The organism is Streptomyces sp. NPDC014894 (assembly GCF_043080985.1).
Taxonomy (GTDB): Bacteria; Actinomycetota; Actinomycetes; order Streptomycetales; family Streptomycetaceae; genus Streptomyces.
The window spans coordinates 86,357-108,909 of sequence record NZ_JBIBWD010000016.1; the positions used below are offsets into that span (position 1 = coordinate 86,357).

Below are 22,553 nucleotides of genomic sequence, written 5' to 3' on the forward strand. Positions count from 1 at the left end.
CCGGACCGCGCGTGCCCCGCACCGCACCGCCCCGGGCCGGACCGCGCCCGCTCCACCGCCGCCCGGCGTCCCACCGGACCCCGGACCCCGCACCCGCACCCCGCACCTCGCGCCCCCCGCCGTACCGCCTCGCCGTACCCGAACCGACTGCGAACCCACCGTGAACCGACCGGATTCGACCGGAAACGAGACCACATGACAACCCCGCGAACCACCGTGCCGGACACCGCGCCCGCCACGGCTCCGGCCGACACACTGCACGTGGCCTTCGTCGGCGAGGTCGACCACGGCAAGTCCACCCTCCTCGGCAGGGTGCTGCACGACACCGGAGCGATCACCGCCGACCGGCTCGGCGCCCGGATCGAGGACGGCGGACTGGCCTTCCTGCTCGACGGGCTCAGCGAGGAACGCGCCGACCTCTTCACCCTCGACACCGCCCAGGCCGTCCTGGAGACCGAGGCCCGCCGCTACGTCCTCATCGACGTCCCCGGCCATCTCGCCCTGCTGAAGAACATGGCCACCGGCGCGTCCCGGGCCGACCTCGGCGTCGTCGTCGTGGACTGCCTCGCCCGCACCACCGACCAGACCCGCCGCCATCTGCGGGTCCTCGAACTCCTCGGCGTCACCACCGTGGTCTGCGCCGTCACCAAGATGGACCTCATCGGCTACGCCGAGGACGGCTTCCGCAGGGTCGCCCGCGAAATGGCCGAACTGGCCGCCGACTGCGGCCTGCGGCTCTCCGCCACCGTCCCCGTCAGCGCCGTCGCCGGACACAACATCACCGCCCCCGCCCCGGCCGAACTGCCCTGGTACACCGGCCGCCCGCTGCTCGACACCCTCCACGGCCTGGGCCAGGAGCGGTCCCGCTCCGCCCTGACCCGGTTCGTCGTGCAGACCGTCGTCGGCGCGCCCGGCAACCGCCGTATCGCCGGCCGGGTCGAGAGCGGCACCCTGCGCCCCGGCGCGGTCCTCGCCGACAGCACCGGCGCGCGCCGCGTCGTCCGCACCATCGAACGGTTCGGGGAGGCAGCGCTCGACCAGGCGACCGGAGGCGACAGCGTGGGCCTGCTCTTCGACGGGGCGGAGCCCGCCCCCGGCACCGTACTGGCGCCGCCGGACCAGCCCATGACCAGCGGCCGGACCTGGCACACCCGGATCCTGTCCACCAGCGACACCACCGTCGTCGCCGAGGGCGACCGCTGCGTCGTCCGCTACGCCGCCGCCTCCGCGCCCGCGCGCGTCGAACGGATCGAACGCCGCTGGAACAGCGCGACCCTCTCCCCCCTCCCCGGGGAAGGCCCCGTCCGCTTCACCGAGTTCGCCGAGGTCCGGCTGCTGCTGGACACCGCCGCGCCCGCCGACCCCGTACACGACTGCGCCCCGCTCGGCCGCTTCATGCTCTGCGACGACGACGGCCACGCCCTGGCCCTCGGCGTGGTGGACCGGGTGGACCCGGAACCGGCCGCCCCCGGCCGGGCCCCGCTCCCGACGACCGCCGAGGAGTCCGTATGACCGCCCCCGCCCACTCGCGCTCCCTGGTCATCGGATTGGACGGGGTGCCCCACTGGCTGCTCCGGTCCCTCGCCGACGACGGCGTCATGCCCCGGACGGCCGCCCTGCTCCCGCAGGGCACGCTCCGGCCGCTGCGCGCGCCGGTCCCCGAGATCAGCTCCACCTCCTGGGCCAGTTTCCTCACCGGCGCCGACCCCGGCCGGCACGGCGTCTACGGATTCATCGACACCGAACCCGACAGCTACCGCACCTACTTCCCCAACGTCCAGGACCTGGCGGCCACCCCGGTCTGGCAGGCCACCGCCGCGGCGGGCGTCCCGGCGCTGGTGCTGAACGTGCCCGGCAGCTACCCCGCCCCGCCCGTCCACGGCGCCGTCGTCTCCGGCTTCGTCGCCCCCGACTTCGACCGGGCCGTATCGCCGCCCCGGCTCCGCGAACCCCTGAGCGCCCTCGGCTATCAGCTCGATGTGGAGGTCGGCGACGCGGCGAGCGATCCGGCCGGCTTCCTGGACCGGGCCGTCGAAGCGCTCCGCGCCCGCCGCCGGGCGTTCCGGATGCTGCTGACCGAGGAGCCCTGGGCGCTCGCGATCTGCGTGTTCACCGAGACCGACCGCGTCCACCACTTCCTGTGGGCCCAGGTCGTCGACCCGGCCGCGCCGCTGCACGGACGGATCATGGACTTCTACCGCGAGGTCGACGAGGCCGTGGCCGAACTGGTCGCCCTCGCGGGCGACGGCGGTCTCGCCATCGTCAGCGACCACGGATTCGGGCCTGCCGACACCCAGTTCTACCTCAACGCCTGGCTGCGCCGGGCCGGATATCTCGCCCTCCCCTCCGGCGCCGCCTCCCTGACCGAGATCGACGAGCGGACCACCGCCTTCGCCCTCGACCCGGGCAGGATCCATCTCAACCGCCGGGGGCGGCGGCCGCGCGGCCGGGAGATCGCCCCCGGCACGGCCGACGAGATCGCCCGCCGGCTGCTGTCCCTGCGCCGCGCCGACGACGGCTCCGTCACCGAGGGCGGCCCCGGCCGGCCGCTGGTCGCCGAGGTGCTGCACGGCGACCGGCACTACGCGGGACCCGTCGCCGACCGGGCCCCCGACCTGGTGGCCATGCCCGCGCCCGGAGTGCAGATCCGCGGCGCCTGGTCCACCGACGACCTCGTCGTCCCCGGACCCTTCACCGGCACCCACACCCGGGACGACGCCACCTTCTGGTGCCGCGGCGACCGGGGGCGCGGCGGCGTCGACATGCGCGATGTGATGCCGACCGTCCTCGCCGGACTGGGCATCGACTCCGCGCCCTCCATGGAGGGCCGGGACATGCGGGGCGTCGACACCTCGGCGCCCGTCAGCGCGGGCACCACGAGAGGAATCCGGGATGAGCACTGACGCGATCACCTCCCTGCCGATCGAGCCGGTCCGCCGGGCCAGACCGGGGGACTTCACCATCGCGCTGGACGAGCGCGTCACCGACCCGGCGGCCTTCCGGGTCAGCTTCGTGATCCTCCTCGACGGCGACCTCGTGATGTCCCCCGAGCACCTGGGCGTCGCCTACATGGCCGCCGTCCTGCGCCAGGTCGGCTTCACCTGCGAGATACGCGAGGTCGAGCACGGCAGCCACCGCACGGCCGTCGAGGAGATCGCCGCGTTCGGCCCGAGACTCGTCTGCTTCACCCTGATGAGCCTGAACGTGCCCAGCTGCGTGGAGTTCGCCGAGGCCCTGCGCGAGGAGCTGCCCGACGTGGTGGTCGCCTGCGGCGGCCCGGCCGGCACCTTCACCGGCAAGGACGTCCTGCGCGGCAATCCGTACGCGGACCTCGTCGCCGTCGGCGAGGGCGAGCCGCTCATCCTGGACCTGGTGCAGCGCCTCGCGCTGGGCGAGAGCGTCGAGGACTGCCCGGGGATCGCCTACCGCAGGTCCGACGGGGAGCTGCGGCAGAATCCGCCGCGCCCGCTCGTCCACGATCTCGACGTCCTCCCGTACCCGGCCCGGGACCAGCTCAAGGCGCACGGCAACAAGCTGGAGTACGTACGCGTCAGCACCAGCCGCGGCTGTGTCGCGCAGTGCACCTTCTGCTCGGCGCCCAATCTGGGCAACCGGGTCCAGGCGGGCAAGGCGTGGCGCGGCCGGAGCGCCGAGTCCGTGGTCGACGAGGTCGAGCACCTCGTCAAGGAGCACCACTTCCGGACCCTGGACTTCGTCGACTCCACCTTCGAGGACCCCGACGGCGGCCGGGTCGGCAAGAAGCGGGTCCGCGCCATCGCCCAGGGCATCCTCGACCGGGGCCTGGACATCTACTACAACGTCTGCATGCGGGCCGAGAACTGGCACGACACCCCGGAGGACCACGACCTCCTCGATCTCATGGTCCGCAGCGGTCTGGAGAAGGTCAACGTCGGCATCGAGTCCGGGGTGGCCGAGGAGCTGCTGCTCTGGGACAAGCGCGCCACCGTCGAGGACAACGTCACCGTCATCCGGATGCTCCGCGAGCACGGCATCTATCTCGCGATGGGCTTCATCCCCTTCCACCCGTACGCCACGGTGGAGACCCTCGTGGAGAACGCCCAGTTCCTCCGCTCGCACGCCGGTCACAATCTGCGGCGGCTCACCGAGCGGCTGGAGGTGTACCCGGGCACCTCGATCGTGACGAAGATGGAGGCGGACGGGCTGCTCGGGGAGAACTACCGCAAGGTGCTCGACCCGTACGACTACCGCTTCAAGGACGAGCGGGTGCAGGCGCTCGCCGTGCACTACGCCTCGCTCTACAACAACGACGACTACCACCAGCGCGGCGTCCTGACCGACCAGTCCGCGGTCTTCGAGTTCGAGACCTTCAACGTGGTGGTGCAGACCTTCGTCTCCCGGCTCTACCGGCGCTTCCACCAGATCCCGGCGGCCGTGGCCGAACTGGACGAGTTCAAGGACTTCCTGCACGCGCGGCGGCAGGAGATGGGACTCGCCAACTACGCCTTCTTCATGGAGAACCTGGAGGACGTGCTCTCCGGACGGCTCGACGCGGCGAAGCAGCGACGCCAGGTCGAGGAGGTCGAGGACCGGTTCCGGCGCTGCATCGACGCGATCCGCAGCGGACAGCTGAGGACCGGCATGCGGCTGCACCGGCTGGGTCTCGACGTCGCCGAGATCAGCTCCACCCTGCCCGTCCCGGAGCCGGGCGGCGCCCCCCGCAGCTACAACGGGGGCGCGCCGACATGGTGAACGGGGCCGCCCCGCCGGACTCCGGTGTGCCCGGGACCGGCCGGGACCTGGCGGTCTGCACCCTGGACGACCGGCGGCTGGCGGCCCGTATCGCCGCACATCCCAGGGTCGCCGGGGCGGGCCCGCTCGCCACGGCGAACGTCGGCATCGAGGAGCTGGTACGGGCCGTGGTGGCCCGGGACGGTGTGCACCGGCTCGTGGTCGCGGGCCGGGAGTCGAAGCTGTTCCGTCCCGGGCAGAGTCTGCTGGCACTGGCCGCGAACGGCGTCGACGAGACCGGGCGGATCATCGGCGCGCTCGGCCACGAACCGTATCTGCGGACCCTGCGGCCCGGTGTGGTGGCCGAGTTCCGCCGCCGGGTGACCATGGTCGATCTGCGGGGCTGCGCGGACGAGACCCGCCTCGCCTCGGTGCTCGACGCCCAGCCGCGCGCGGCGGCCGGAGCGGATCCGTGCCGTACGGCCGGGCTCGCCGAGGCGCTGGCCGGCAGCGGTCCGAGCGTGGTCCGGCTGGCCCCCGGCGGACGCCGCCGGCTGCTGAGCGCGGCCGGGGCGGGGTACTTCGTGGTGACGGTGGACGCCGCGCGGCGGCGGATCGTGCTGCGGCACTACGGGGAGGACTTCACCCAGTGCCGGGAGCTGGTCGGGCACAGCGCGGAGGCCCTGCTGCTGGGGGCGATCGAGCATGAGCTGCTGGGGCCGGGGGAACCCAGCCACGCGGGGTATCTCGGCGCGGAGCTGGCGAAGGCCGAGACGGCCCTGCGGCTGGGTCTGACCTATGTCCAGGACCGCCCGCTGACCGCCCGCTGAGTCACCGGAGCGGTGACGGCCGGAGCGTCTCACCAAAGGGGTGCCTCCGGAGCGGTCTCGGCCGGAGCGTCCCACCGGAGCTGCCTCGGTGGAGCTGCCTCGGCGGGCAGGACATCACCGGGCGGGAATCTCACCGGGAAGGATCCCGCCGGGGAGGCTCTCGCCGGGACGGTCCGGGGGGTTCACTCCGCCGGCGCGAGCGGGGAGTTGATCTCGACGAGATAGCCGTCGGGGTCGCGGAAGTGCGCGGCCCGGATGCCCCAGCCCGGCCAGTCCTGGACCTCCTTGACCAGCGTGGCGCCCGCGGCCTGGAGCCGGGCGGCGGTGGCGTCCACGTCGTCGGTCTCCAGGATCAGCGCGAACCGGTCCTGGCCGGGCAGCTCCGACCCGGCGCGCAGGGTGCCCAGCGCCTCGGCCATGACCTCGCGCTTGTTGATCGCCAGGTGGGTGCCCGACCCCATATCCAGCTCCGCGTATCGGCTGTCCTCGTCGCCCCAGAGGACGGAGAAGCCGCACACATCGCGATAGAAGAGGAAACACGCCTTGTAGTCCTCCACCATCAGGCGGACATAACTGCAGTGCACAGACGTTCCTTTCGTTGGCTCGCAGAACGTCAAAGTAGCACTCAGAGCCGCCCCACGATCCGGGCCGCGGCCCGCCCGTGGAAGATGTTCACCGCCGCCATCGGATACTCCCCGGAGGCGGGGGAGCGGGGCGAGCAGTGGCCGAGTCCGAGGCCGAACAGCCCCGGCACGGGACGGCCTTCGCGGTCCAGCACCCGCCCCCGGTCGTCCACCGCGATGTCCCCCGGACCGAACAGCGGCCGGCCGTCCGCGTCCAGCACCGGGAGTCTGCGCGCCCGGTATCCGGTCGCGGCGATGGTCAGCCGGGGCGGGGCGGTCGTCAGCCGGGGCGCGGCGGCCGGGGCCTCGCCCTCGCCGCCGCGCAGCAGCCGCACCCGGGGCTCGGCCCCGCGCAGCACCGCGCGGTAGATCTCCTCCGACTCGCCGCGCAGCCCGGCGAACCGGTTGATCTCGCGGGTGTCGGGGTCGACGGTGGCGACGGCGCCGGCCGGGGCGGCCGGCCCGCCCGGGCGGTAGACCAGGACCTCGCCGCGGGTCTCCACCCGTATCTGACCCGGGCGCAGCCCGTCGCCCCACTCGCGCAGCAGCAGCCCGACCGCCGAGAAGGCGCTGTGCGATCCGCCGAGGACGCGGATCGCGGCACCCTCGCGGACGGCCGCCGCGCACAGCGTGTCGCACTCGCGCCGCAGCATCGCCTCCGAGGTGACCTCCCAGGGCCCGCCGTCGCTCGGGGCCAGGGGCCGCGCGCCCACCGCGATCACCGCGCTGCGGGAGAGGGCGAGGGTGCGCCGCCGGGCGTCGCGGCTGTGGAACAGCCCCTTCTCGTCGACGAGGAGATGGTCGACGGGGGTGGAGAACAGGGTGTGCGCGCGGTTGAACCGCAGGGTGTAGTCGGCGACCTCGCGGGCGGTGCGGGCGAGGAAGCGGGCGGCGAGCCGGAGCGGGACCGGACGGTCGGACGCCCGGGCGAGGGCGCGGCCCTCCGGGGAGCGCAGCGCCGCGCGGAGCCGGCCGTCCGGGGCGAGTCCGTCGAGGAAGTCGACGGCCGCGGAGTTGGAGGGGATGTCATAGTCGAGGCTGCGCCACTCGTGGCGGGCGCGCCGGTCGAGGAAGACGCAGCCGTCCCGCATCAGCTCGTCGAGGAGCCCGGCGCGATCGGCGGCGACCGGGATGCCGAGGGCCGCGGGACCGAAGCCGATGACCTGGAGCCGCGCGGCGCCGAGCTGCATGGATGACCTGCCCTTCAACTGGTGTCAGGGGAAGCCTAGGAGGGGGATTGACTATAGTCAACGTGGTGGTTATGTTTGGGGCGTCCACTGGAGAGGCGCCTGTCACAGGGCAGCGGGGAGAGCGCGATGACCGTCGGGACACAGCCGCCGACCGAGGAGCGCGTGCTGCGCTTTCTCTCCGTCGGACAGGGCTTCCACCTCTTCGCGCAGGAGGAGGGCAAGACCACCCTGGGCGACCACTTCGTCTTCTACGACGACCTGGTGGACTCCGACGGCACGGTCGTGGGCCGCGACGCCGGTGTGTGCACCCTCGCGTCCGACCGCAGTTACCACCTCAATGTGACGATGGAGCTGCCCGGCGGCTGTGTCACGGCCCAGGGCTTCGTGGAGGACCAGCTCGGCCTGCTCGCCGTCACCGGCGGCACGGAGTCCTACCGCCGGGTCCGCGGCGACGTCCGGATCAGCCACTCGGGCGCCGAGGGGCTCGACGTCACCCTGAGGATCTCCGGAGTGCTCGAGCCGTGACGTCCGCAGCCGCCAGGATCCCCGCGACGGCGTCCGACGCGGTGATCGACGAGCTGCTGGCCGATGTCGCCCGGATCCCCGACGAGCACCGCAGCTACACCTGCGGCGGCTGGGAGGCCAGAACCCAGCACGGCGTGGGGGCCGAACTCCTCGAACGGCTGGCCCGCGCCGGACTCAGCAGCCGCGAGGTGGACGGCGAGCCGCGCTACGACGGACTGGACCTCGGGAACATCGCCCTCCACCTCGGGCTCTCCTCGGTGCAGCGGGTGGCCATCCGCTCCTGGGGCCGCTCCTGGGCCCGCGTCCGCCGGGGCCCCGGCCGCCACCGCCTCCAGTACGTGCCCGCCTGCCCCGACCCCGGCCACGAGGGCCTGTGCCGCTATCGGTTCGCCCTCCCCGGCGGCGAGCGCCGCGAGATCGCCCTCGGCCCGCTGGACGAGCCGCCGCCCGTGGTCCTGGAGAGCGTCCCGCCGCCCGCCGCGCCCGAACTCCCCGCCGATCTCGCCGCGCTGTTCCGCGAGATCGCCGGACTGCGCTTCTTCCTGCTGGCCGAGTCGATCCGCTGGGACGCCGACTTCATGCGCGCGACCGGCATCGCGGACTGCGGCGGAGTCTCCACCCTGCTGCTGCGCGAGGCCCGGGAGCTGGGCTACGAGGCCCGCCGGTCGTTCGGCCTGATCGTCGCGGAGCCCTTCTCCACGCCCCACCACTGGGCGGACGTCCGGATCGCAGGCGAGTGGGTTCCGTTCGACCCCATGATCATGGCGGCGATGGCCCGATGGTCCACCTCGGTCCCGGACGACACCCCGGTGACCCAGCCGCTGACCGGCCTCGTCACCCGGATCTCCGGGGAGTTCGTGCCCCCCGCCACCCACGGGAGCGCGGAACCCCGGGTCTCCTACGTCACCGAGTACCACGCCCACGGGAGCACCCCATGACCACCAACGACCGCCCGTCCGGGCCGCCGGCGGACCAGGACCCGCCCGGCGGACTCCCGTCCGACGTGCTGCACGCCCACTGCATGGCGAAGCCCGGCGTCACCCACGACAACGTCTTCGGCCCGCAGACCACCTGCTACCGCATCGCGGGAAAGATCTTCCTGATGGTCGGACAGGACGCGGACCCGCAGTACGCCACCTTCTCGTACGACCCCGAGGAGTCGCTCGCCCTGCGCGCCGCCTACCCGTCGGTGGTCCCGGGCTACTACTCCAACAAGCGCCTCACGAACACCGTCTACTACGACGGCCGGGTCCCGGTGGAACTCAGCCTCGACTGGGTGGACGAGTCCTACGCCATCGTCGTCGCCAAGCTCCCCCGCAAGGTCCGCGACCAACTCCCCGGCTGACCGCCGAGATTGTGAAGGTGTCCCAATGAGCGAACGGGACGGCACCGCCATCGGCTCCTTCCCCGGGGCCCGCGCCGACGCCGAGTGGATGAACGATCTCCGCCGCGAGCGCACCGCCGGGCCGCGCATGCCCCACCAGCAGTCGGTGGACGCGCCGGCCGGGGACTCCACCACGGCCGTGCACGGGGGCACCTATCTCGACCCCACCACCGGGGCGGTCGGCACCCCGATCTTCCAGACCAGCACCTTCCTGCTCGACGAGACCAGCTACGACGCCTTCTTCGAGGGCGTCACCCGCGATGTGCCGATCTACACCCGGTACGGCAACCCCTCGCAGTGGAGCGTCCAGGAGAAGCTCGCCCTCCTCGAAGGCGCCGAGAGCGCCCTGGTCACCTCCTCCGGCATGGCCGCCATCTCCACCACCGTGCTCGCCCTCACCAACCCCGGCGGACACATCATCACCGCGTACGACGTCTACGGCGGCACGTACAACCTGATGCGCGAGGACATGCACGCGGCGGGCCGCGAGGTGTCCTTCGTCGACGCGGCCGACCCCGCGCGCGTCGCCGAGGCCATCCGCCCCGAGACCCAGATGCTGCTCGTCGAGGGCCTGACCAATCCCCTGCTCAAGGCCCCGCCGCTGGCCGAACTGGCCGCGCTGGCCCGTGAGCACGACATGCTGCTCGTGGTCGACAACACCTTCCTCTCCCCGGCGAATCTGCGCCCCCTCGACCTCGGCGCGCACCTCGTCGTGCACAGCGCCACCAAATATCTGAACGGGCACAGCGATCTCACCGCCGGCGCGGTCGCCGGGTCCCGCAAGTTCGTCGACCGGGTGTGGGCGCAGGCCATGCGGCTCGGCGGCACGCTGGAGCCCTTCTCCTGCTTCCTGCTGGAGCGCGGACTGAAGACGCTCCCGCTGCGGATGCGCGCCCACCACGAGAACGCCACCGGCATCGCCCGCGCCCTCGCCGCGCATCCGCGCGTCACCGCCGTCCACCACCCCAGCCTCCCGGACTACCCCTATCCGCATCTGCGCGAGAGCGCCCGGGGCTACGGCGGCGTCGTCAGCTTCGAGGTCGCCGGGGGCGACGCCGCCGCGCTGCGCGTCATGCGGGCCCTGCGGCTGCCCCGGGTCGCCACCAGCCTCGGCGGGGTCGAATCGCTGGTCAGCATGCCCTTCAACACCTCGCACAGCTCGCTGACCCAGGCCCAGCGCTCGGCGGTCGGCATCCGCCCGGGGCTCATCCGCTACTCGGCGGGCATCGAGGAACTCTCCGATCTCGTCGCCGATCTGCACGCCGCCCTCGACGGGCCGGAAGAGGAGGACCCGTGCGCAACGGAATGAACATCGCGGGCGTCAGCGAACTGGTCCACGAGGTGCAGACCGAGCCCCGCGAGGCGATCTACCGGTACGCCGCCACCGCGCGCTGGGACGCGGGCCGGGGGCTGCGCGCCCGCAACGAGCCCGCCGTGCTCGGCACCGTGAAATCGCCCCGCCGCTTCGAACTGGCCGTCGCCGACGAGCGCGGACCCGCCGCGGCCGACGGACCGACCCCGGTCCGGCTCGCGCTCACCGCGCTCGCGTCCTGCGCGCTGACCACCTTCGTCGGCGGCGGCAGCGCGCGCGGCGTCACCCTGGAGTCCCTGCGGCTCGTCATCGCCGCCGACCGGGTCCGCGACGAGACCACCGACCGGCTCACCGACCTCGCGTACGCCCTCACCGTCCGGGCCGACACCGGGGGAGTGGACATCGCCGAGGTGCTGGCGGGGATGGAGGCGCAGAGCCCCAACCACCGGACCCTGGTGGACGCCCAGCCGCTCACCCTGGTCCTCGGCGGCGAGAGCGAGCCGGTGCCCGCGCCGCCCGCCCCCGCGGCCCGGCCCGGCACGCCCGTGTCGACCACGGTGACCTGGTCGTACAGCACCCAGTTCACCGCCGTGTCCGACGACGACCCGACCCCGCTCAGGGTCGACCAGCCCAAGCAGATCGCCGGTGTCGACTGGGGGCCCAACCCGCAGGAGTACCTCCTCATGGCGCTCGCGTCCTGTGTGCTCGGGCAGCTCGCCCGGCTCGCCGCGGACCGGGGCCTGCCCGAGCGGTCCTGGCGGGCCAGGGCCGGCGGACAGGTCGACATCCGGGGCCTGTTCAACATCGGCGACGACCCGATCGTCCCCGTCCACCGGCTGACCCTGGACATCACCCCGCCCGCCGAGGACGGCGGGCCCGGAGAGTGGCGGGACCTCGCCCGCGAGGCGGTGCGCCGCTCCCCGGTCGTGGCCCTGCTGACGGCGGGACACATCGTCAAGACCGACCTCGACGCGGGCGGGGCGACCGCCCATGGCTGACCCGGACCGCGTCGAGGCGGCCGCCCGCGAGTGGTGGACCCGGACGGCCTCCCGCGACGGCTCACCGCCCGCGCCCGACACCGACTTCTTCGCCGCGGGCTGCACCTCGCTCCAGGCGGTCATGGTCACCGCGGGGATCTCCGAGGACCTGGACGAGGAGATCCCCGTCCGGCTCCTCCTCCAGAACAGCCGTTACGGGGCCTTCCTCGACGCCCTCCGCACCTTCCTCGCCACCGCCGACGCCGACGCGCCCACCGGCAGACCGCCGTGGTGAGCCGCACCCCGCCCGCCGCCCCCGGGCCGGACCACCCCGGGCCGGACCCGAGCGGCGGCGCGGCGGACGCGCCCGCGCCGGGCGCCGAGTCGCGACCCGACACCCTCACGCCCGCGCCGCACGGCGGCGGATCGGCGCCGGACGCGCCCGTCCCCGCGCCTGACCGTGAGCCGCGCCCCGACAGCCCCGCGCCCGGAACGCCCGCCGAGCCGGCCGTCTCCGCGCCGCTGACCGATCTGCAACACGCCTACTGGGTGGGCGAGCAGGGCGCGTACGACCTCTCCACCGCCGCGCGGCTGCATCTCGACTGGGAGCTGCCCGAGCTGGACGAGACCGCGCTGCGCCGTGCGCTGGACGCGTGTTCCGCGCGGCACCCCATGCTCCGGGCGCGGGTCCGGGCCGACGGCGCCCAGAGCGTGGACGCGAACCGGCCGATACCGCTGATCGTCCGGGAGGACGCCGCCGAGGGCGAGCGCGATCCGGAGGCACGCCTGCGCGCCGACCGCGCGGAGGCGTCCGCGGCCCTGCCGCCGCTGTCGGAGGGTCCGCCGCTCGCCGCGGTGCTCGTGCGGACGCCGGGCGCGGTGCGGCTGACGCTGGTCCTGCGGCTGTTCGCCTTCGACGCGGCGTCCGTCGGGATCCTGCTGCGCGATCTCGCCGCCTTCCACCGGGACGCCGGACTGCGCCTCCCGCCCCCGGGCGCGTCCTTCCTCGACTTCGCCCGCCGCGAGGAGCGGCGCGCCGGACGGGCCAGACGGGACGCCGAGGCGTACTGGGCCGCCCGGATCCCCGAGCTGCCCGGCCCGCCCGAACTGCCCCTCGCGGCGGGCGGCCCGCCCCCGGACTCCGCCTCCTTCCGCCGGCACGTCTGGACGCTCGACGCCGGGCGTTCCGCCCGGCTGCGCTCCCGAGCCCGCGCCCGCGGCCTCTCCGTCAACGCGGTGCTGTGCTCGGCGTACGCCTCGGTCCTGTCCCGGTTCTGCGGCCAGGACGCCTTCACCCTCACCGTGCTCGCCTCCCGCCGCCCGGCGACCGCCCGCCACGCCGAGGTCATCGGCAACCACGGCACCACGGTCGCCCTCGCCGTCCCGCCCGCCCCCGGCGCGTCCTTCGCCGAGCGCGCCCGGCTGCTCCAGGAGCGGCTCCACGAGGCGTACGGACACTCGGCGGTCTCCGGCATCGAGGTGCTGCGCCGGATGAAGGCGCTCGGCGCGAACGCCCCCGAACTGCTGCCCGTCGTCTTCGCGAGCAGCGTCGGCCTGCCCGGCGGCGGCCCCGCGCCGGACGGCGGCGACACCGGCGCGGCCACCGGCGCCGGATCCGGCCCGGAGCGCGCGGAGGAGCCCCCCGGGCTCCCGGGCGCCCGTCCGCTCGGCGGCGCCCTGCACACCCCCCAGGTCTGGATCGACCACCAGGTCTACGAGGACGGCCCCGGCATCGGCTGCACCGTCGACCTGGTGGAGGACGTCTTCCCCGAGGGCTTCACCGCCGCCTTCCTGGCCGTCCACCGCCAGTGGCTGGACCTGCTCACCGACGCGGAGGACCGCTGGGACGAGCCGATCCGGCCCCTGCTGCCCGAGGCGCAGACGGCCGCCCGCCGGGCCGCCAACAGCACCGCCCGCCCGCTGCCCGCCCGCCTCCTCCACGACGGCTTCGACGAGCGGCGCCGGCGCGACCCCGGGCGCACCGCGCTCATCCACGGCGCGGAGCGGGTCGGTTACGGAGACCTCTGGGCGGAGGCCGCCGCGCTCGCCGCCCGGCTGACCGCCCGGGGCGTCCGACCCGGCGACCTCGTCGCCGTACGGGCCGCGAAGGGCCGCCGGCAGATCGCCGCCGTCCTCGCGGTGCTCCACGCGGGCGGCGCGTATGTGCCCCTGGCCCCCTCCACCCCGCCCCGCAGGCTCGCCAAGGTGATCCGGCACGCGGGCATCCGGCTGGTCCTCACCGACGACCCCGGCGGACTCGGCCCCGACCCCGGGGCCCCGGCCCTCGACCTCCGTACCGCGACCGCGCGCACGTCCCCGGCCCCGGCCGGTCCCGGCCACCGGGCCTCGCCGGACGATCTCGCGTACGTCATCTACACCTCGGGCACCACCGGCGAGCCGAAGGGCGTGGCCGTCGAGCACCGGGCCGCCATGAACACCATCGACGACCTCCTCGAACGCTTCGCCCTCGGACCCGGCGACCGGACCCTGCAACTCTCCTCGCTCGGCTTCGACCTCTCCGTCTTCGACGTCTTCGGCACGCTCGCGGCCGGCGGAGCGATCGTCGTGCCCGCCGACGGGCCCGTGCCCGACCCGGTGGAGTGGACCTCCCTCGTGCGCGAGCACCGCGTCACCGTCTGGAACTCGGTGCCCGCCCTGCTCGACATGGCCCTCCACGCCGGCGGCCCGCACGACCGGCTGGACTCCCTGCGCCTGGTGATGCTCAGCGGCGACTGGATCCCCCTCGGCCTCCCCGCGCGGATCCGCGAGCACGCCCCCGACGCCCTCGTCGCCGCGCTCGGCGGCGCCACCGAGGCCGCCATCTGGTCGAACATCCACCTCCCGGGACCGCGCCCGCTGCCGGGCTGGACCAGCGTCCCGTACGGCACCCCCCTCGCCAACCAGGGCTTCCACGTGCTCGACGGCGAACTCGCCGACGCCCCCGACTGGGTCCCGGGCGACCTCGTCATCACCGGCGCGGGCCTGGCCCGCGGCTACCACCGCGCGCCCGAGCAGACCGCCGCCGCCTTCCGCCGCCACCCGGAGACCGGCGAGCGGATGTACTTCACCGGCGACCGGGCCCGCTACCGCCCCGACGGGACCCTGGAATTCCTGGGCCGGGCCGACACCCAGGTGAAGGTACGCGGCCACCGCATTGAACTCGCCGAGGTCGCCTCCGCGGCCCTGGAGCTGCCCGGCGTCCGCGCGGCCGTCGCCGACGTCCTCGGCGAACGGCCCGACGAGCAGCGCCTCGCCCTCTTCGTCGCCTGCGACCCGGCCGACCGGACCGGACTCGCGGAGAAGGCCCGCGCGGCCGCCCGCGAGAGTCTGCCGCCGTACATGGTCCCCGCCGACGTGGTGCTCCTGGACGCCCTGCCGGTCACCTCCAACGGCAAGGTGGACCGCGCCGCCCTGCGCCGCGCGGCCGCCCCGGCCGCCGCCCGCAGCGGCGCGGGCAGCCCGCCCTTCCCCGGCACGGAGACCGTGCTCGCCGGGATCTGGGAAGCGGTCCTCGGCGCCCCGGTGAACGACCGCGCCGCCGACTTCTTCGACCTCGGCGGCACCTCGCTGCTCGCCGCCCGGATGGTCGGCCGCATCGAGACCGCCCTCGGCGTGCGCCCCGTGCTCTCCGGGCTCTTCCGCCACTCCACCCTCGCCGGACAGGCCCGGCTGGTGGAAGAGGCCGGCGCCTGCCCGGCCCGCTGCGCCGCCGTTCTGCGCGAGGAGCCCGGCGCGCCCCGGCTCGTGCTCTTCCACCCCGTCGGCGGCGGTCTCCTCTGCTACCGGGAGCTGGTCGCCGCGCTGCCGGAGGCCCGCCATGTCGTCGGCGTCCAGTCGCCCCCCGTACGCGCGGACGAGCCCGACGGCCGCGGCGACCCGGGCGATCGCCCCGCCCCCGGTGACGGAGTCACCGCCCTCGCCGCCCGCTACGCCGCCGAGCTGCGCGTCGAACTCGCCCCCGGCCCGGTCGTGTTCGCCGGCTGGTCCATGGGCGGCGTCCTCGCCCTGGAGACCGCCCGGCTGCTGCGCGACAGCCCCCTCGACGTCACCCGTGTCGTCGCGCTCGACAGCTATGTCGCCGCCGAGCCCGGAGCCTTCGTCCACACCGGTCCCGCCGCGGAGCGCGCCTTCCTCGCCGATCTGCGCGGCGGCTCGGGAACGGACCGGACCGCCGCCCCCGACGGCGACCCGCCCCCGGAGCGGCCGCTCCCGCCCGAGCTGCACGACCCGTACCGCGCCTATCTCGCCAACTACCGCGCGCTGCTCACCCACCGGCCCGCCCCGCCCCAGGACGTACCGGTGCTCGCGGTGCGCTTCCGGGACAGCGCGCCGGACGCCTTCCCCGGCCTGGTGCCGCTGACCGACCACTGGCGCGAACTTCCCCCCGGAGTACGCGTACAGGAGCTGCCGGGCCATCACTTCGCCGTCGCGGATCCCCTCCGCCGCGGAGCACTCGCCGACCTGTTGACACCCCAGAGGCCGGCCACGGAGAAAACGGCGGTCCCCACCGCCCGAGAAGAGCGAGGAAATTTATGACAACGGCTCAGCACCCGGCGACAGTGCCGGAGACCGGTGCGGACACCGTCATCGACGTGGTGGACCTGGCCAAGGACTATCCGGCCAAGGGGGGCGAAGCCGTCCACGCCCTGGCCGGGGTCAGCTTCCGGGTCCGCCGCGGGGAGATCTTCGGTCTGCTCGGCCCCAACGGCGCGGGCAAGAGCACCACCGTCCGGCTGCTGGCGACCCTCGCCACCCCGACCGCGGGCAGCGCCCGCATCGCGGGCCACGACACCGCGGCCCAGGGCGAGGCCGTGCGCCGGAGCATCGGCGTCGCCCTCCAGGAGACCGGTCTCGCGGAGCTGATGACCGCCCGTGAGGCGCTCTGCCACACCGGCAGACTCTGGGGAATGACCACCGAGGCGGCCGCCGCCCGCGCCGTCGAACTGCTGGAGCTGATCGGCCTGGAGGAGGCCGCGGACCGGCTCGTCAAGACGTACTCCGGCGGTATGAAGCGCCGTCTCGACCTCGCCCTCGCCCTGGTCCACCGCCCCGAGGTGCTGTTCCTGGACGAGCCGACCAACGGGCTGGACCCGGTGGCGCGCCGGCGCGTCTGGGACCAGGTGCGGGCGCTGCGGGACGCCGGCACGACCGTCCTGCTCACCACCCAGTACCTGGAGGAGGCCGACCAGCTCGCCGACCGGGTCGCCATCATCGACGGCGGCCGGATCGTCGCCGAGGGCACCCCCGACGAGCTGAAGCGCGCCCACGCCGCCGACACCGTCGAACTCGTCCTCGCCGACGAGGACGCCGCGCGCTCGCTGGCCGCCGACGTCCTCGTCGAGGGCGAGGCCGGCCGGACGACCGGGGCCCGCGTCGCGTACGCCGTGCGCAACCCCGACTCCGCCGTCCCCGAACTGCTGCTGACCCTGCACGCGCGCTCCGTCCGCCACCACGGCCTGCGGATCAGCCGGCCCAGCCTGGACGATGTGTTCATCGCCCTCACCGGCCACGGCCTCGCCCCCGGGGAGAGCGCCGACCCCGAGCCCGAGGAGCAGGCCGCGCCGACCGCCGACCGGCTCCGCAGCCTCGCCGAGGCGGCGACCGCCCCCCAGGGCGAATCCGCACCGCAGGCGCGCACGGCCGCCTCGCCGCTCACCCAGACCTGGCTGCTGCTCCGCCGGCTGCTGCGCGAGGCCCTGCGCAATCCGGCGGCCACCGCGCCGAACCTGATGATCGGCACGTTCTTCCTCTTCGTCTACGACGGACTGCTCGGCGGCTCGGCCGCCGCCCAGACGTCCGGCGGCGGCAACTACGCGAACTTCCTGCTGCCGACGATCCTGCTCTTCACCTCGCTCTCCGGGGGCGCGGCCGGACTGACCCTGGTCCAGGACATCGAGGCGGGCCATCTCAAGCGCCAGCTCACGATGCCGCTGTCGCGCACCGCGCTGATGACCTCGTTCACCGCCATCGGCGCGATCATGGTGCTCGCCCAGGCGGTCATCGTGACCCTGCTCAGTCTGACCCTCGGCATGAGCCCCGAGACCGGACTGCCCGGCCTGCTCGCCGTCTTCGGCCTGGCCCTGCTCTGGGGCCTCGGCATCGCCGGATACTCCGCGGCCACCGCCGTGATCACCGGCAACGCGGCGGCGGCCCAGGCGGCCACGCTGATCTTCTTCCCGCTGCTGTTCATCTCGCCCGCCCTGATGCCCGCCTCCGAGCTGAAGGGCTGGATCGAGGTCGCCTCGGCCGCCAACCCGGCCACCTATCTGCTGGAGTCAATGCGCGGACTGCTCAACGAGGGCTGGGACGCCGGACAGCTCGCCGTCGGCGTCGGGGTCGGCGCGGGCTTCGCCGCGCTGATGCTGGCCTGGGCGGCGACCGCGGTGAAGCGCGGAACGAGCCGCGTGTGACCGCCGGCCCGGAGGGGGACCTGAGCGGCCGCCGCCTGCTGTACGCGCTGTGGGACGGCGGCGGCAATGTCGCCACCACCCTGCTGCTGCTGCGCTCGCTCGCGGACCGCGGAGCCCGGATCACCGTGCTCTCGAACGAATCCGTGGCGGACCGGGTCCGGGCGGAGGGGCTGGACTTCACCCCCTTCCTCCTCGGCCCGAGGCACGATCCGCGCACCCGGGAGACCGACGCCCTCCAGCTCTGGGAGGCCTCGTCACCCGCCGAGGCCTCCCGGCTGATCCGGGACCGGGTCATGTTCGGGCCCGCGGAGGCGCTCTGCCAGGACACCCTCCGGGCCGCCCGGGAGTGCGGCGCCGAGCTGCTCGCCGCCGACTACACGCTCTTCGGATCGCTGGTCGCGGCCGAGCGGCTCGGTCTGCCGCACGTGGTGCTCATGAACACCATCTATCCGCTGCCGACCGAGCGGCTCGCGGGCCTGCGGGCGGCCCGCAGCGGTCCCTTCACCTATCTCTTCACCCGCATGCTGGCCCAGGGACTGCCCGAACTGAACCGGGTGCGGGCCTCGTTCGGACTGCCGGGGCTGACCACGGCGCAGGAGCAGTACGAGCGCGCCGACGCCGTGGTGGTCACCTGCCACCCGTCCTTCGACCCGGCCTCCTCCTCCGTCCCGCCCCGGGTCCACTACATCGGGCCGCAGGTCGAACCTCCCGCGGAACTCCCCGATCCGCCGCGCGGTCCGGTGCGCCGGGTCCTGGTCAGCCTCTCCACCACGGAGCAGCCGGAGGAGGCCCTTCTGGTCGACTCGCTGCTGAAGGCGGCGGCCCTGGTCGAGAACGCGGAGTTCGCGTTCCTCGGCGGGGTCCTCGACCCCGGCCGCGCGCTGCCCGCCCATGTCACCGCGCACGGCTACCTGCCGCTGGAGGAGCGCCTTCCGGGGGCCGATCTGATCCTGCACCACGGCGGCTTCGGCACCACGACGCGCGCCCTGCTGTGGGGGGTGCCCGCGATCATCTTCCCGTCCTTCCAGGAGCAGTTCAACAGCGCCCGCCGGATCGAGGAGCTGGGCGCGGGCGCCGGTCTGCGCCGGGACTCGACGCCGGAGGACATCGCCGAGGCGGTACGGGGACTGCTCGCCGATCCCGCGCTGCGGCCCTCGGCCCGGGAGCGGGCCCGCGCCTTCCGGGCGGAGCACGACGCGTCGGCGGCGGCCCGGGTCTTCGCCGGTCTCCGGCGCTCCGCGCCGGCCGCCGGGAGCCCCGCCCTCCCACGGCTCGCGGGGCCGTGATCCCGTAGCGATCAGACCGCCGCGACAGGCGGCGCCGGACCCTTCCGGCGCCGCCTGTCGCGCGTCCGCCCGGCGGTCGCGGCGGAGTCGTCACGGCGGGGAGCTTGACCTCATGTTTGGTTGAGGTTCCATGCTGGTCCCCATGAACACACCAGTGCTCGACAGCGAGACCCGTGAGCGGGAGACCGAGGCGATCCGGCGGGTGGTCGCCGCCCTCGAACACTCCCAGCGCGAAGAGCTGCCCGAGGCCTTCATCGATCTCTTCCGGGCCGACGCGATCTGGACCACGGGCCACGGCAGAAGGCTCTTCGGCCGCGAGGAGATAGCGGACTTCACCCGGAAGGCGCTCCCCGGGTCGATGCGCGGCTCGTCCGTCGCCTACGAGGTGACGCATGTGCTCTTCATCCGCCCCGACGTCGCCGCCGTCAAGGCGCACGCCCAGTATCTGACCGCGGACGGGGAGCCGGACGGCAATCCGGGCTCCCCGCTCTATGTGATGGCCAAGGAGGACGGCCGGTGGCTCCTGACCGCCTGCCAGAACACCGAGGTCCTCGACCTCTGAGCCGGAAGCGCCCCCTCCACCTCCCCCTCCACCTCCCCATCCTTCGGCCCGACCGGGACCCGAGCCCAGAAACCGGAGCGCAGGACCATGCAGGAACACCGCCCCGAGCCCGCCCGCACCCCCGACCCCGCCCGCACCCCCGACACTGCCCGTACCCCCGACCCCGCCCGTGACCTCGCCGCCGTCCGCCGTCTCGTCGCGGACGCCGAGCGCCACCAGAAGGACCCCGCCGCCCTGCTGCCGCTCTACACCCCCGACGTCAGCGTGGTGAACTTCGGCGGGCGGCGGGTCGTGGGCGTGCCGGCGCTGGCCCGGGCCATGGAGGAGGCGCTGGCCTCCCCGCTCGCACAGGTGTCGACCCGGACCGAACTCCAGGACGTCCGCTTCCTCGGCCCCGATGTGGCGATCGTGGCCGCGATCAAGCATGTGTACGACGAACGCGAGCCGGCGCTGCGGGACGGCCCCGACACCCGGCTGCCCTCCCGGACCGGACGGCTCACCTATGTCGTCGTCCGGGACCTCGACGCGGCCCGCGCGGGCGAGGACGTGTGGCGGATCGCCTCCGCCCAGACCACCCCCGTACGGAACTGATCCGTCCGCCCGCGCCCGGCGCCGCCGTGCCGCGCGGAAAACCCGTGGTGACGGCGGGGCGGCTCGGATACGATCCCCACGCTCGGGGCGACAGCCGCCCCGCCGTTCCCACTCCTGACGGAGGTCCTGAGAGATGCGTCAACTCATCGGTGCAGCCCACCTCGACGCCCCTTTCGCCTCTCTCAAGGACCGACTTGTCTTCGCACACCATCAATGTGGGCATCCTCGCGCACGTCGACGCCGGTAAGACCAGCCTCACCGAGCGGCTGCTGTTCGACCACGGGGCCGTCCCGCGGCTCGGCAGCGTCGACGCGGGCGACACCCGGACGGACTCCGGCGAGGTGGAGCGCCGGCGGGGCATCACCATCCGCTCCGCCGTGGCGTCCTTCGCCGTCGGCGGCCTCCAGATCAATCTGGTGGACACACCCGGCCATCCGGACTTCATCGCCGAGGTCGAGCGCGCCCTGTCCGTCCTCGACGGCGCGGTGCTGCTGATCTCCGCGGTCGAGGGCGTCCAGGCCCAGACCCGGGTGCTGATGCGGTCGCTCCGCCGCCTCGGCCTGCCCACCCTGATCTTCGTCAACAAGATCGACCGCACCGGCGCCCGGCACGACGGACTGCTCGCCGACATCCGCCGCGGGCTCACCCCCGCCGTCGCGCCGATGACCCGGGTCACCGGCCTCGGCGGCCCCGGGGCCCTGGCCGTCCCCCGCGCCCCCGCCGGACAGCCGTTCCCCGCCGAGGTCGCCGAGCTGCTCGCCGACCACGACGACGAGCTGCTGCGCCGTCTCATCGACGGCGACGGCGACGGCCCCGGGCCCACGCCCGGGGATCTGCGCCGGCGGCTCGCGGAGCAGACCCGGCAGGGCCTGGTCCATCCGCTCTTCTGGGGATCGGCGATGTCCGGCACGGGCGTCGCCGAACTCGTGGAGGGCGTACGCACCCTCCTCCCGCGCCCCGGGGCGCGCCCCGGCGGCGACCCGCGCGGCACGGTCTTCGCCCTCGAGCGCACCGGGCACGGCGAGAAGACCGCCCTTCTGCGGCTCTTCTCCGGTGAGCTGCGGGAGCGCGAGCGGGTCACCTTCCGGCGGCGCGGCCCCGGCGGCGCGAGCGAGGAGTACCGAGGCCGGGTCACCGGTCTGGAGATCATCGGCGCGGACGACGGCGGCCGGGGGCGCTCCGGCCCGCTCACCGCGGGGAACATCGCCAGGCTCCGCGGACTGCCCGGCGTCCGGATCGGGGACCGGCTCGGCGAGCCCGACGGCACGGAGCCCCGGGCGCACTTCGCCCCGCCGATCCTCGAATCCGTCGTCCGCCCGGCCGAGCCCGGCCGGGAGCGCGAACTCCACGCCGCGCTCGGCGAACTCGCCGACGAGGACCCGCTGATTCGGACCCGCACCGCGGGCGTCACCTCGGTCCTGCTGTACGGGGCGGTCCAGCGGGAGGTCATCGAGGAGCGCCTGCTGCGCGAGTTCGGCGTCGCCGCCGTCTTCGAGAAGGTGCGGCCGGTCTGCTTCGAGCGGCCCGCCGGTACGGGGGAGGCCTTCGTCGAGTTCGACCCGCGCGGGCCCAACGAGTGGTGGCAGACGGTGGGGGTGCGCGTCGAACCCGCGCCCCGGGGCGGCGGGAACGTCTTCGTCCGCGACGTCGAGGGGGGCCTGCTGCCCAGGGCGTACTTCCAGGCCGTCGAGGACGCGGTGGCGGCGACGCTCCGGCGCGGCCCGTACGGCTGGGAGGTGACCGACGCGCTGGTGACCCTGACCAGGGCCGGGTACGAGGCGCCGCTGACCACCGCCGCGCACTTCCGCGAGCTGACGCCGATCCTCCTCATGGCGGCGCTGCGCCGGGCCGGGACCACCGTCCACGAGCCCGGCCTCGCGGTCGAACTGGGCCTCCCGGGCGACGCCCTGAGCCCGGTGATCGGATGTCTGTCGGCCCTGGGCGGTGAGCCGGGCGCTCCGGTCGCGGACGGTTCGCGCTGGTCGCTCCCGGGCTCCGTGCCCGCCCGGCGCCTCCAGGACCTGGTCGCCGCCCTGCCCGGCCTCACCCACGGCGAGGGAACCCTCTGGTACGCCCCGGGCGAGGACCGCCGGGTGCGCGGCCCGGTCCCGGTCAGGAAGGACTGACCGGGACCGGGCGGACGGGGCCGTGCC

18 protein-coding genes are annotated in these 22,553 nt (G+C 74.5%); 16 read left to right on the plus strand and 2 right to left on the minus strand.

The window, feature by feature from the left end:
- The first annotated feature begins 195 nt into the window (after window positions 1-195).
- Genes ACF089_RS30195 through ACF089_RS30210 form a run of 4 tightly spaced genes read left to right on the plus strand, consistent with a single transcriptional unit; the run spans window position 196 to window position 5,540 of the window.
- Entirely contained in the window at window positions 196-1,512 is a 1,317-nt protein-coding gene (locus ACF089_RS30195; RefSeq protein WP_392033402.1) for a GTP-binding protein, read from the plus strand.
- Window positions 1,509-2,903: an alkaline phosphatase family protein gene (locus ACF089_RS30200; protein ID WP_392033404.1), complete on the plus strand. Its 1,395-nt coding sequence runs from the start codon at window positions 1,509-1,511 to the stop codon at window positions 2,901-2,903. Before ACF089_RS30195 ends, ACF089_RS30200 begins: the two co-directional genes overlap by 4 nt.
- Window positions 2,893-4,731: a B12-binding domain-containing radical SAM protein gene (locus ACF089_RS30205; protein ID WP_392033407.1), complete on the plus strand. Its 1,839-nt coding sequence runs from the start codon at window positions 2,893-2,895 to the stop codon at window positions 4,729-4,731. Before ACF089_RS30200 ends, ACF089_RS30205 begins: the two co-directional genes overlap by 11 nt.
- On the plus strand, window positions 4,725-5,540 hold the full coding sequence (locus ACF089_RS30210) for a hypothetical protein (RefSeq protein WP_392033410.1): 816 nt from the start codon (window positions 4,725-4,727) through the stop codon (window positions 5,538-5,540). Before ACF089_RS30205 ends, ACF089_RS30210 begins: the two co-directional genes overlap by 7 nt.
- Window positions 5,541-5,722: 182 nt before the next feature.
- Here ACF089_RS30210 and ACF089_RS30215 read toward each other — a convergent pair whose 3' ends face one another.
- Both ACF089_RS30215 and ACF089_RS30220 read right to left on the minus strand, forming a co-directional pair.
- A complete protein-coding gene (locus ACF089_RS30215; protein ID WP_392033413.1) occupies window positions 5,723-6,124 on the minus strand; it encodes a VOC family protein in 402 nt (133 codons plus the stop codon).
- A 41-nt stretch (window positions 6,125-6,165) separates the two neighbouring features.
- Complete coding sequence (locus tag ACF089_RS30220) at window positions 6,166-7,353, minus strand: hypothetical protein (protein WP_392033416.1); 1,188 nt, start codon at window positions 7,351-7,353, stop codon at window positions 6,166-6,168.
- A 126-nt stretch (window positions 7,354-7,479) separates the two neighbouring features.
- Between ACF089_RS30220 and ACF089_RS30225 the strand changes: the two genes are divergently transcribed.
- The 12 genes from ACF089_RS30225 (at window position 7,480) to ACF089_RS30280 (ending at window position 22,526) form a co-directional block, all read left to right on the plus strand.
- Window positions 7,480-7,878, plus strand: a complete 399-nt coding sequence (locus tag ACF089_RS30225) for a hypothetical protein (protein ID WP_392033419.1) — start codon at window positions 7,480-7,482, stop codon at window positions 7,876-7,878.
- On the plus strand, window positions 7,875-8,816 hold the full coding sequence (locus tag ACF089_RS30230; RefSeq protein ID WP_392033422.1) for a transglutaminase domain-containing protein: 942 nt from the start codon (window positions 7,875-7,877) through the stop codon (window positions 8,814-8,816). Before ACF089_RS30225 ends, ACF089_RS30230 begins: the two co-directional genes overlap by 4 nt.
- Window positions 8,813-9,223, plus strand: a complete 411-nt coding sequence (locus ACF089_RS30235) for an MmcQ/YjbR family DNA-binding protein (RefSeq protein WP_392033425.1) — start codon at window positions 8,813-8,815, stop codon at window positions 9,221-9,223. The genes ACF089_RS30230 and ACF089_RS30235 overlap by 4 nt, the downstream gene beginning before the upstream one ends.
- Window positions 9,224-9,248: 25 nt before the next feature.
- Complete coding sequence (locus tag ACF089_RS30240; protein WP_392033428.1) at window positions 9,249-10,571, plus strand: trans-sulfuration enzyme family protein; 1,323 nt, start codon at window positions 9,249-9,251, stop codon at window positions 10,569-10,571.
- Window positions 10,556-11,572 (plus strand): OsmC family protein, encoded by a 1,017-nt coding sequence (locus tag ACF089_RS30245; protein WP_392033431.1) that lies wholly within the window; start codon window positions 10,556-10,558, stop codon window positions 11,570-11,572. Before ACF089_RS30240 ends, ACF089_RS30245 begins: the two co-directional genes overlap by 16 nt.
- Entirely contained in the window at window positions 11,565-11,846 is a 282-nt protein-coding gene (locus tag ACF089_RS30250; protein ID WP_392033433.1) for an acyl carrier protein, read from the plus strand. Before ACF089_RS30245 ends, ACF089_RS30250 begins: the two co-directional genes overlap by 8 nt.
- Window positions 11,843-16,087 (plus strand): amino acid adenylation domain-containing protein, encoded by a 4,245-nt coding sequence (locus ACF089_RS30255; protein ID WP_392033435.1) that lies wholly within the window; start codon window positions 11,843-11,845, stop codon window positions 16,085-16,087. The genes ACF089_RS30250 and ACF089_RS30255 overlap by 4 nt, the downstream gene beginning before the upstream one ends.
- The gene (locus tag ACF089_RS30260) at window positions 16,084-17,961 is read left to right on the plus strand and encodes an ATP-binding cassette domain-containing protein (protein ID WP_392033437.1); all 1,878 of its coding nucleotides are present in this window, start codon (window positions 16,084-16,086) and stop codon (window positions 17,959-17,961) included. The genes ACF089_RS30255 and ACF089_RS30260 overlap by 4 nt, the downstream gene beginning before the upstream one ends.
- Window positions 17,958-19,247, plus strand: coding sequence for a glycosyltransferase (locus ACF089_RS30265; RefSeq protein ID WP_392033439.1), 1,290 nt, complete (start codon window positions 17,958-17,960; stop codon window positions 19,245-19,247). The genes ACF089_RS30260 and ACF089_RS30265 overlap by 4 nt, the downstream gene beginning before the upstream one ends.
- A 142-nt stretch (window positions 19,248-19,389) precedes the next feature.
- A complete protein-coding gene (locus ACF089_RS30270; protein ID WP_392033441.1) occupies window positions 19,390-19,809 on the plus strand; it encodes an SgcJ/EcaC family oxidoreductase in 420 nt (139 codons plus the stop codon).
- Window positions 19,810-19,896: 87 nt separating this feature from the next.
- On the plus strand, window positions 19,897-20,400 hold the full coding sequence (locus ACF089_RS30275; RefSeq protein WP_392033443.1) for an SgcJ/EcaC family oxidoreductase: 504 nt from the start codon (window positions 19,897-19,899) through the stop codon (window positions 20,398-20,400).
- 194 nt (window positions 20,401-20,594) lie between these two features.
- Window positions 20,595-22,526 carry a GTP-binding protein gene (locus ACF089_RS30280; RefSeq protein WP_392033445.1) on the plus strand — a complete coding sequence of 644 codons (1,932 nt, stop codon included), beginning with the start codon at window positions 20,595-20,597 and terminating at the stop codon, window positions 22,524-22,526.
- Window positions 22,527-22,553 lie beyond the last annotated feature (27 nt).

Bases quoted from the DNA above. Each gene is read 5' to 3' on its own strand.
- ACF089_RS30275 (WP_392033443.1), top strand. From the start codon at position 19,897: ATGCAGGAACACCGCCCCGAGCCCGCCCGCACCCCCGACCCCGCCCGC.
- ACF089_RS30195 (WP_392033402.1), top strand. From the start codon at position 196: ATGACAACCCCGCGAACCACCGTGCCGGACACCGCGCCCGCCACGGCT.
- ACF089_RS30260 (WP_392033437.1), top strand. From the start codon at position 16,084: ATGACAACGGCTCAGCACCCGGCGACAGTGCCGGAGACCGGTGCGGAC.
- ACF089_RS30250 (WP_392033433.1), top strand. From the start codon at position 11,565: ATGGCTGACCCGGACCGCGTCGAGGCGGCCGCCCGCGAGTGGTGGACC.
- ACF089_RS30220 (WP_392033416.1), bottom strand. From the start codon at position 7,353: ATGCAGCTCGGCGCCGCGCGGCTCCAGGTCATCGGCTTCGGTCCCGCG.
- ACF089_RS30205 (WP_392033407.1), top strand. From the start codon at position 2,893: ATGAGCACTGACGCGATCACCTCCCTGCCGATCGAGCCGGTCCGCCGG.
- ACF089_RS30240 (WP_392033428.1), top strand. From the start codon at position 9,249: ATGAGCGAACGGGACGGCACCGCCATCGGCTCCTTCCCCGGGGCCCGC.
- ACF089_RS30225 (WP_392033419.1), top strand. From the start codon at position 7,480: ATGACCGTCGGGACACAGCCGCCGACCGAGGAGCGCGTGCTGCGCTTT.
- ACF089_RS30270 (WP_392033441.1), top strand. From the start codon at position 19,390: ATGAACACACCAGTGCTCGACAGCGAGACCCGTGAGCGGGAGACCGAG.
- ACF089_RS30200 (WP_392033404.1), top strand. From the start codon at position 1,509: ATGACCGCCCCCGCCCACTCGCGCTCCCTGGTCATCGGATTGGACGGG.
- ACF089_RS30235 (WP_392033425.1), top strand. From the start codon at position 8,813: ATGACCACCAACGACCGCCCGTCCGGGCCGCCGGCGGACCAGGACCCG.
- ACF089_RS30210 (WP_392033410.1), top strand. From the start codon at position 4,725: ATGGTGAACGGGGCCGCCCCGCCGGACTCCGGTGTGCCCGGGACCGGC.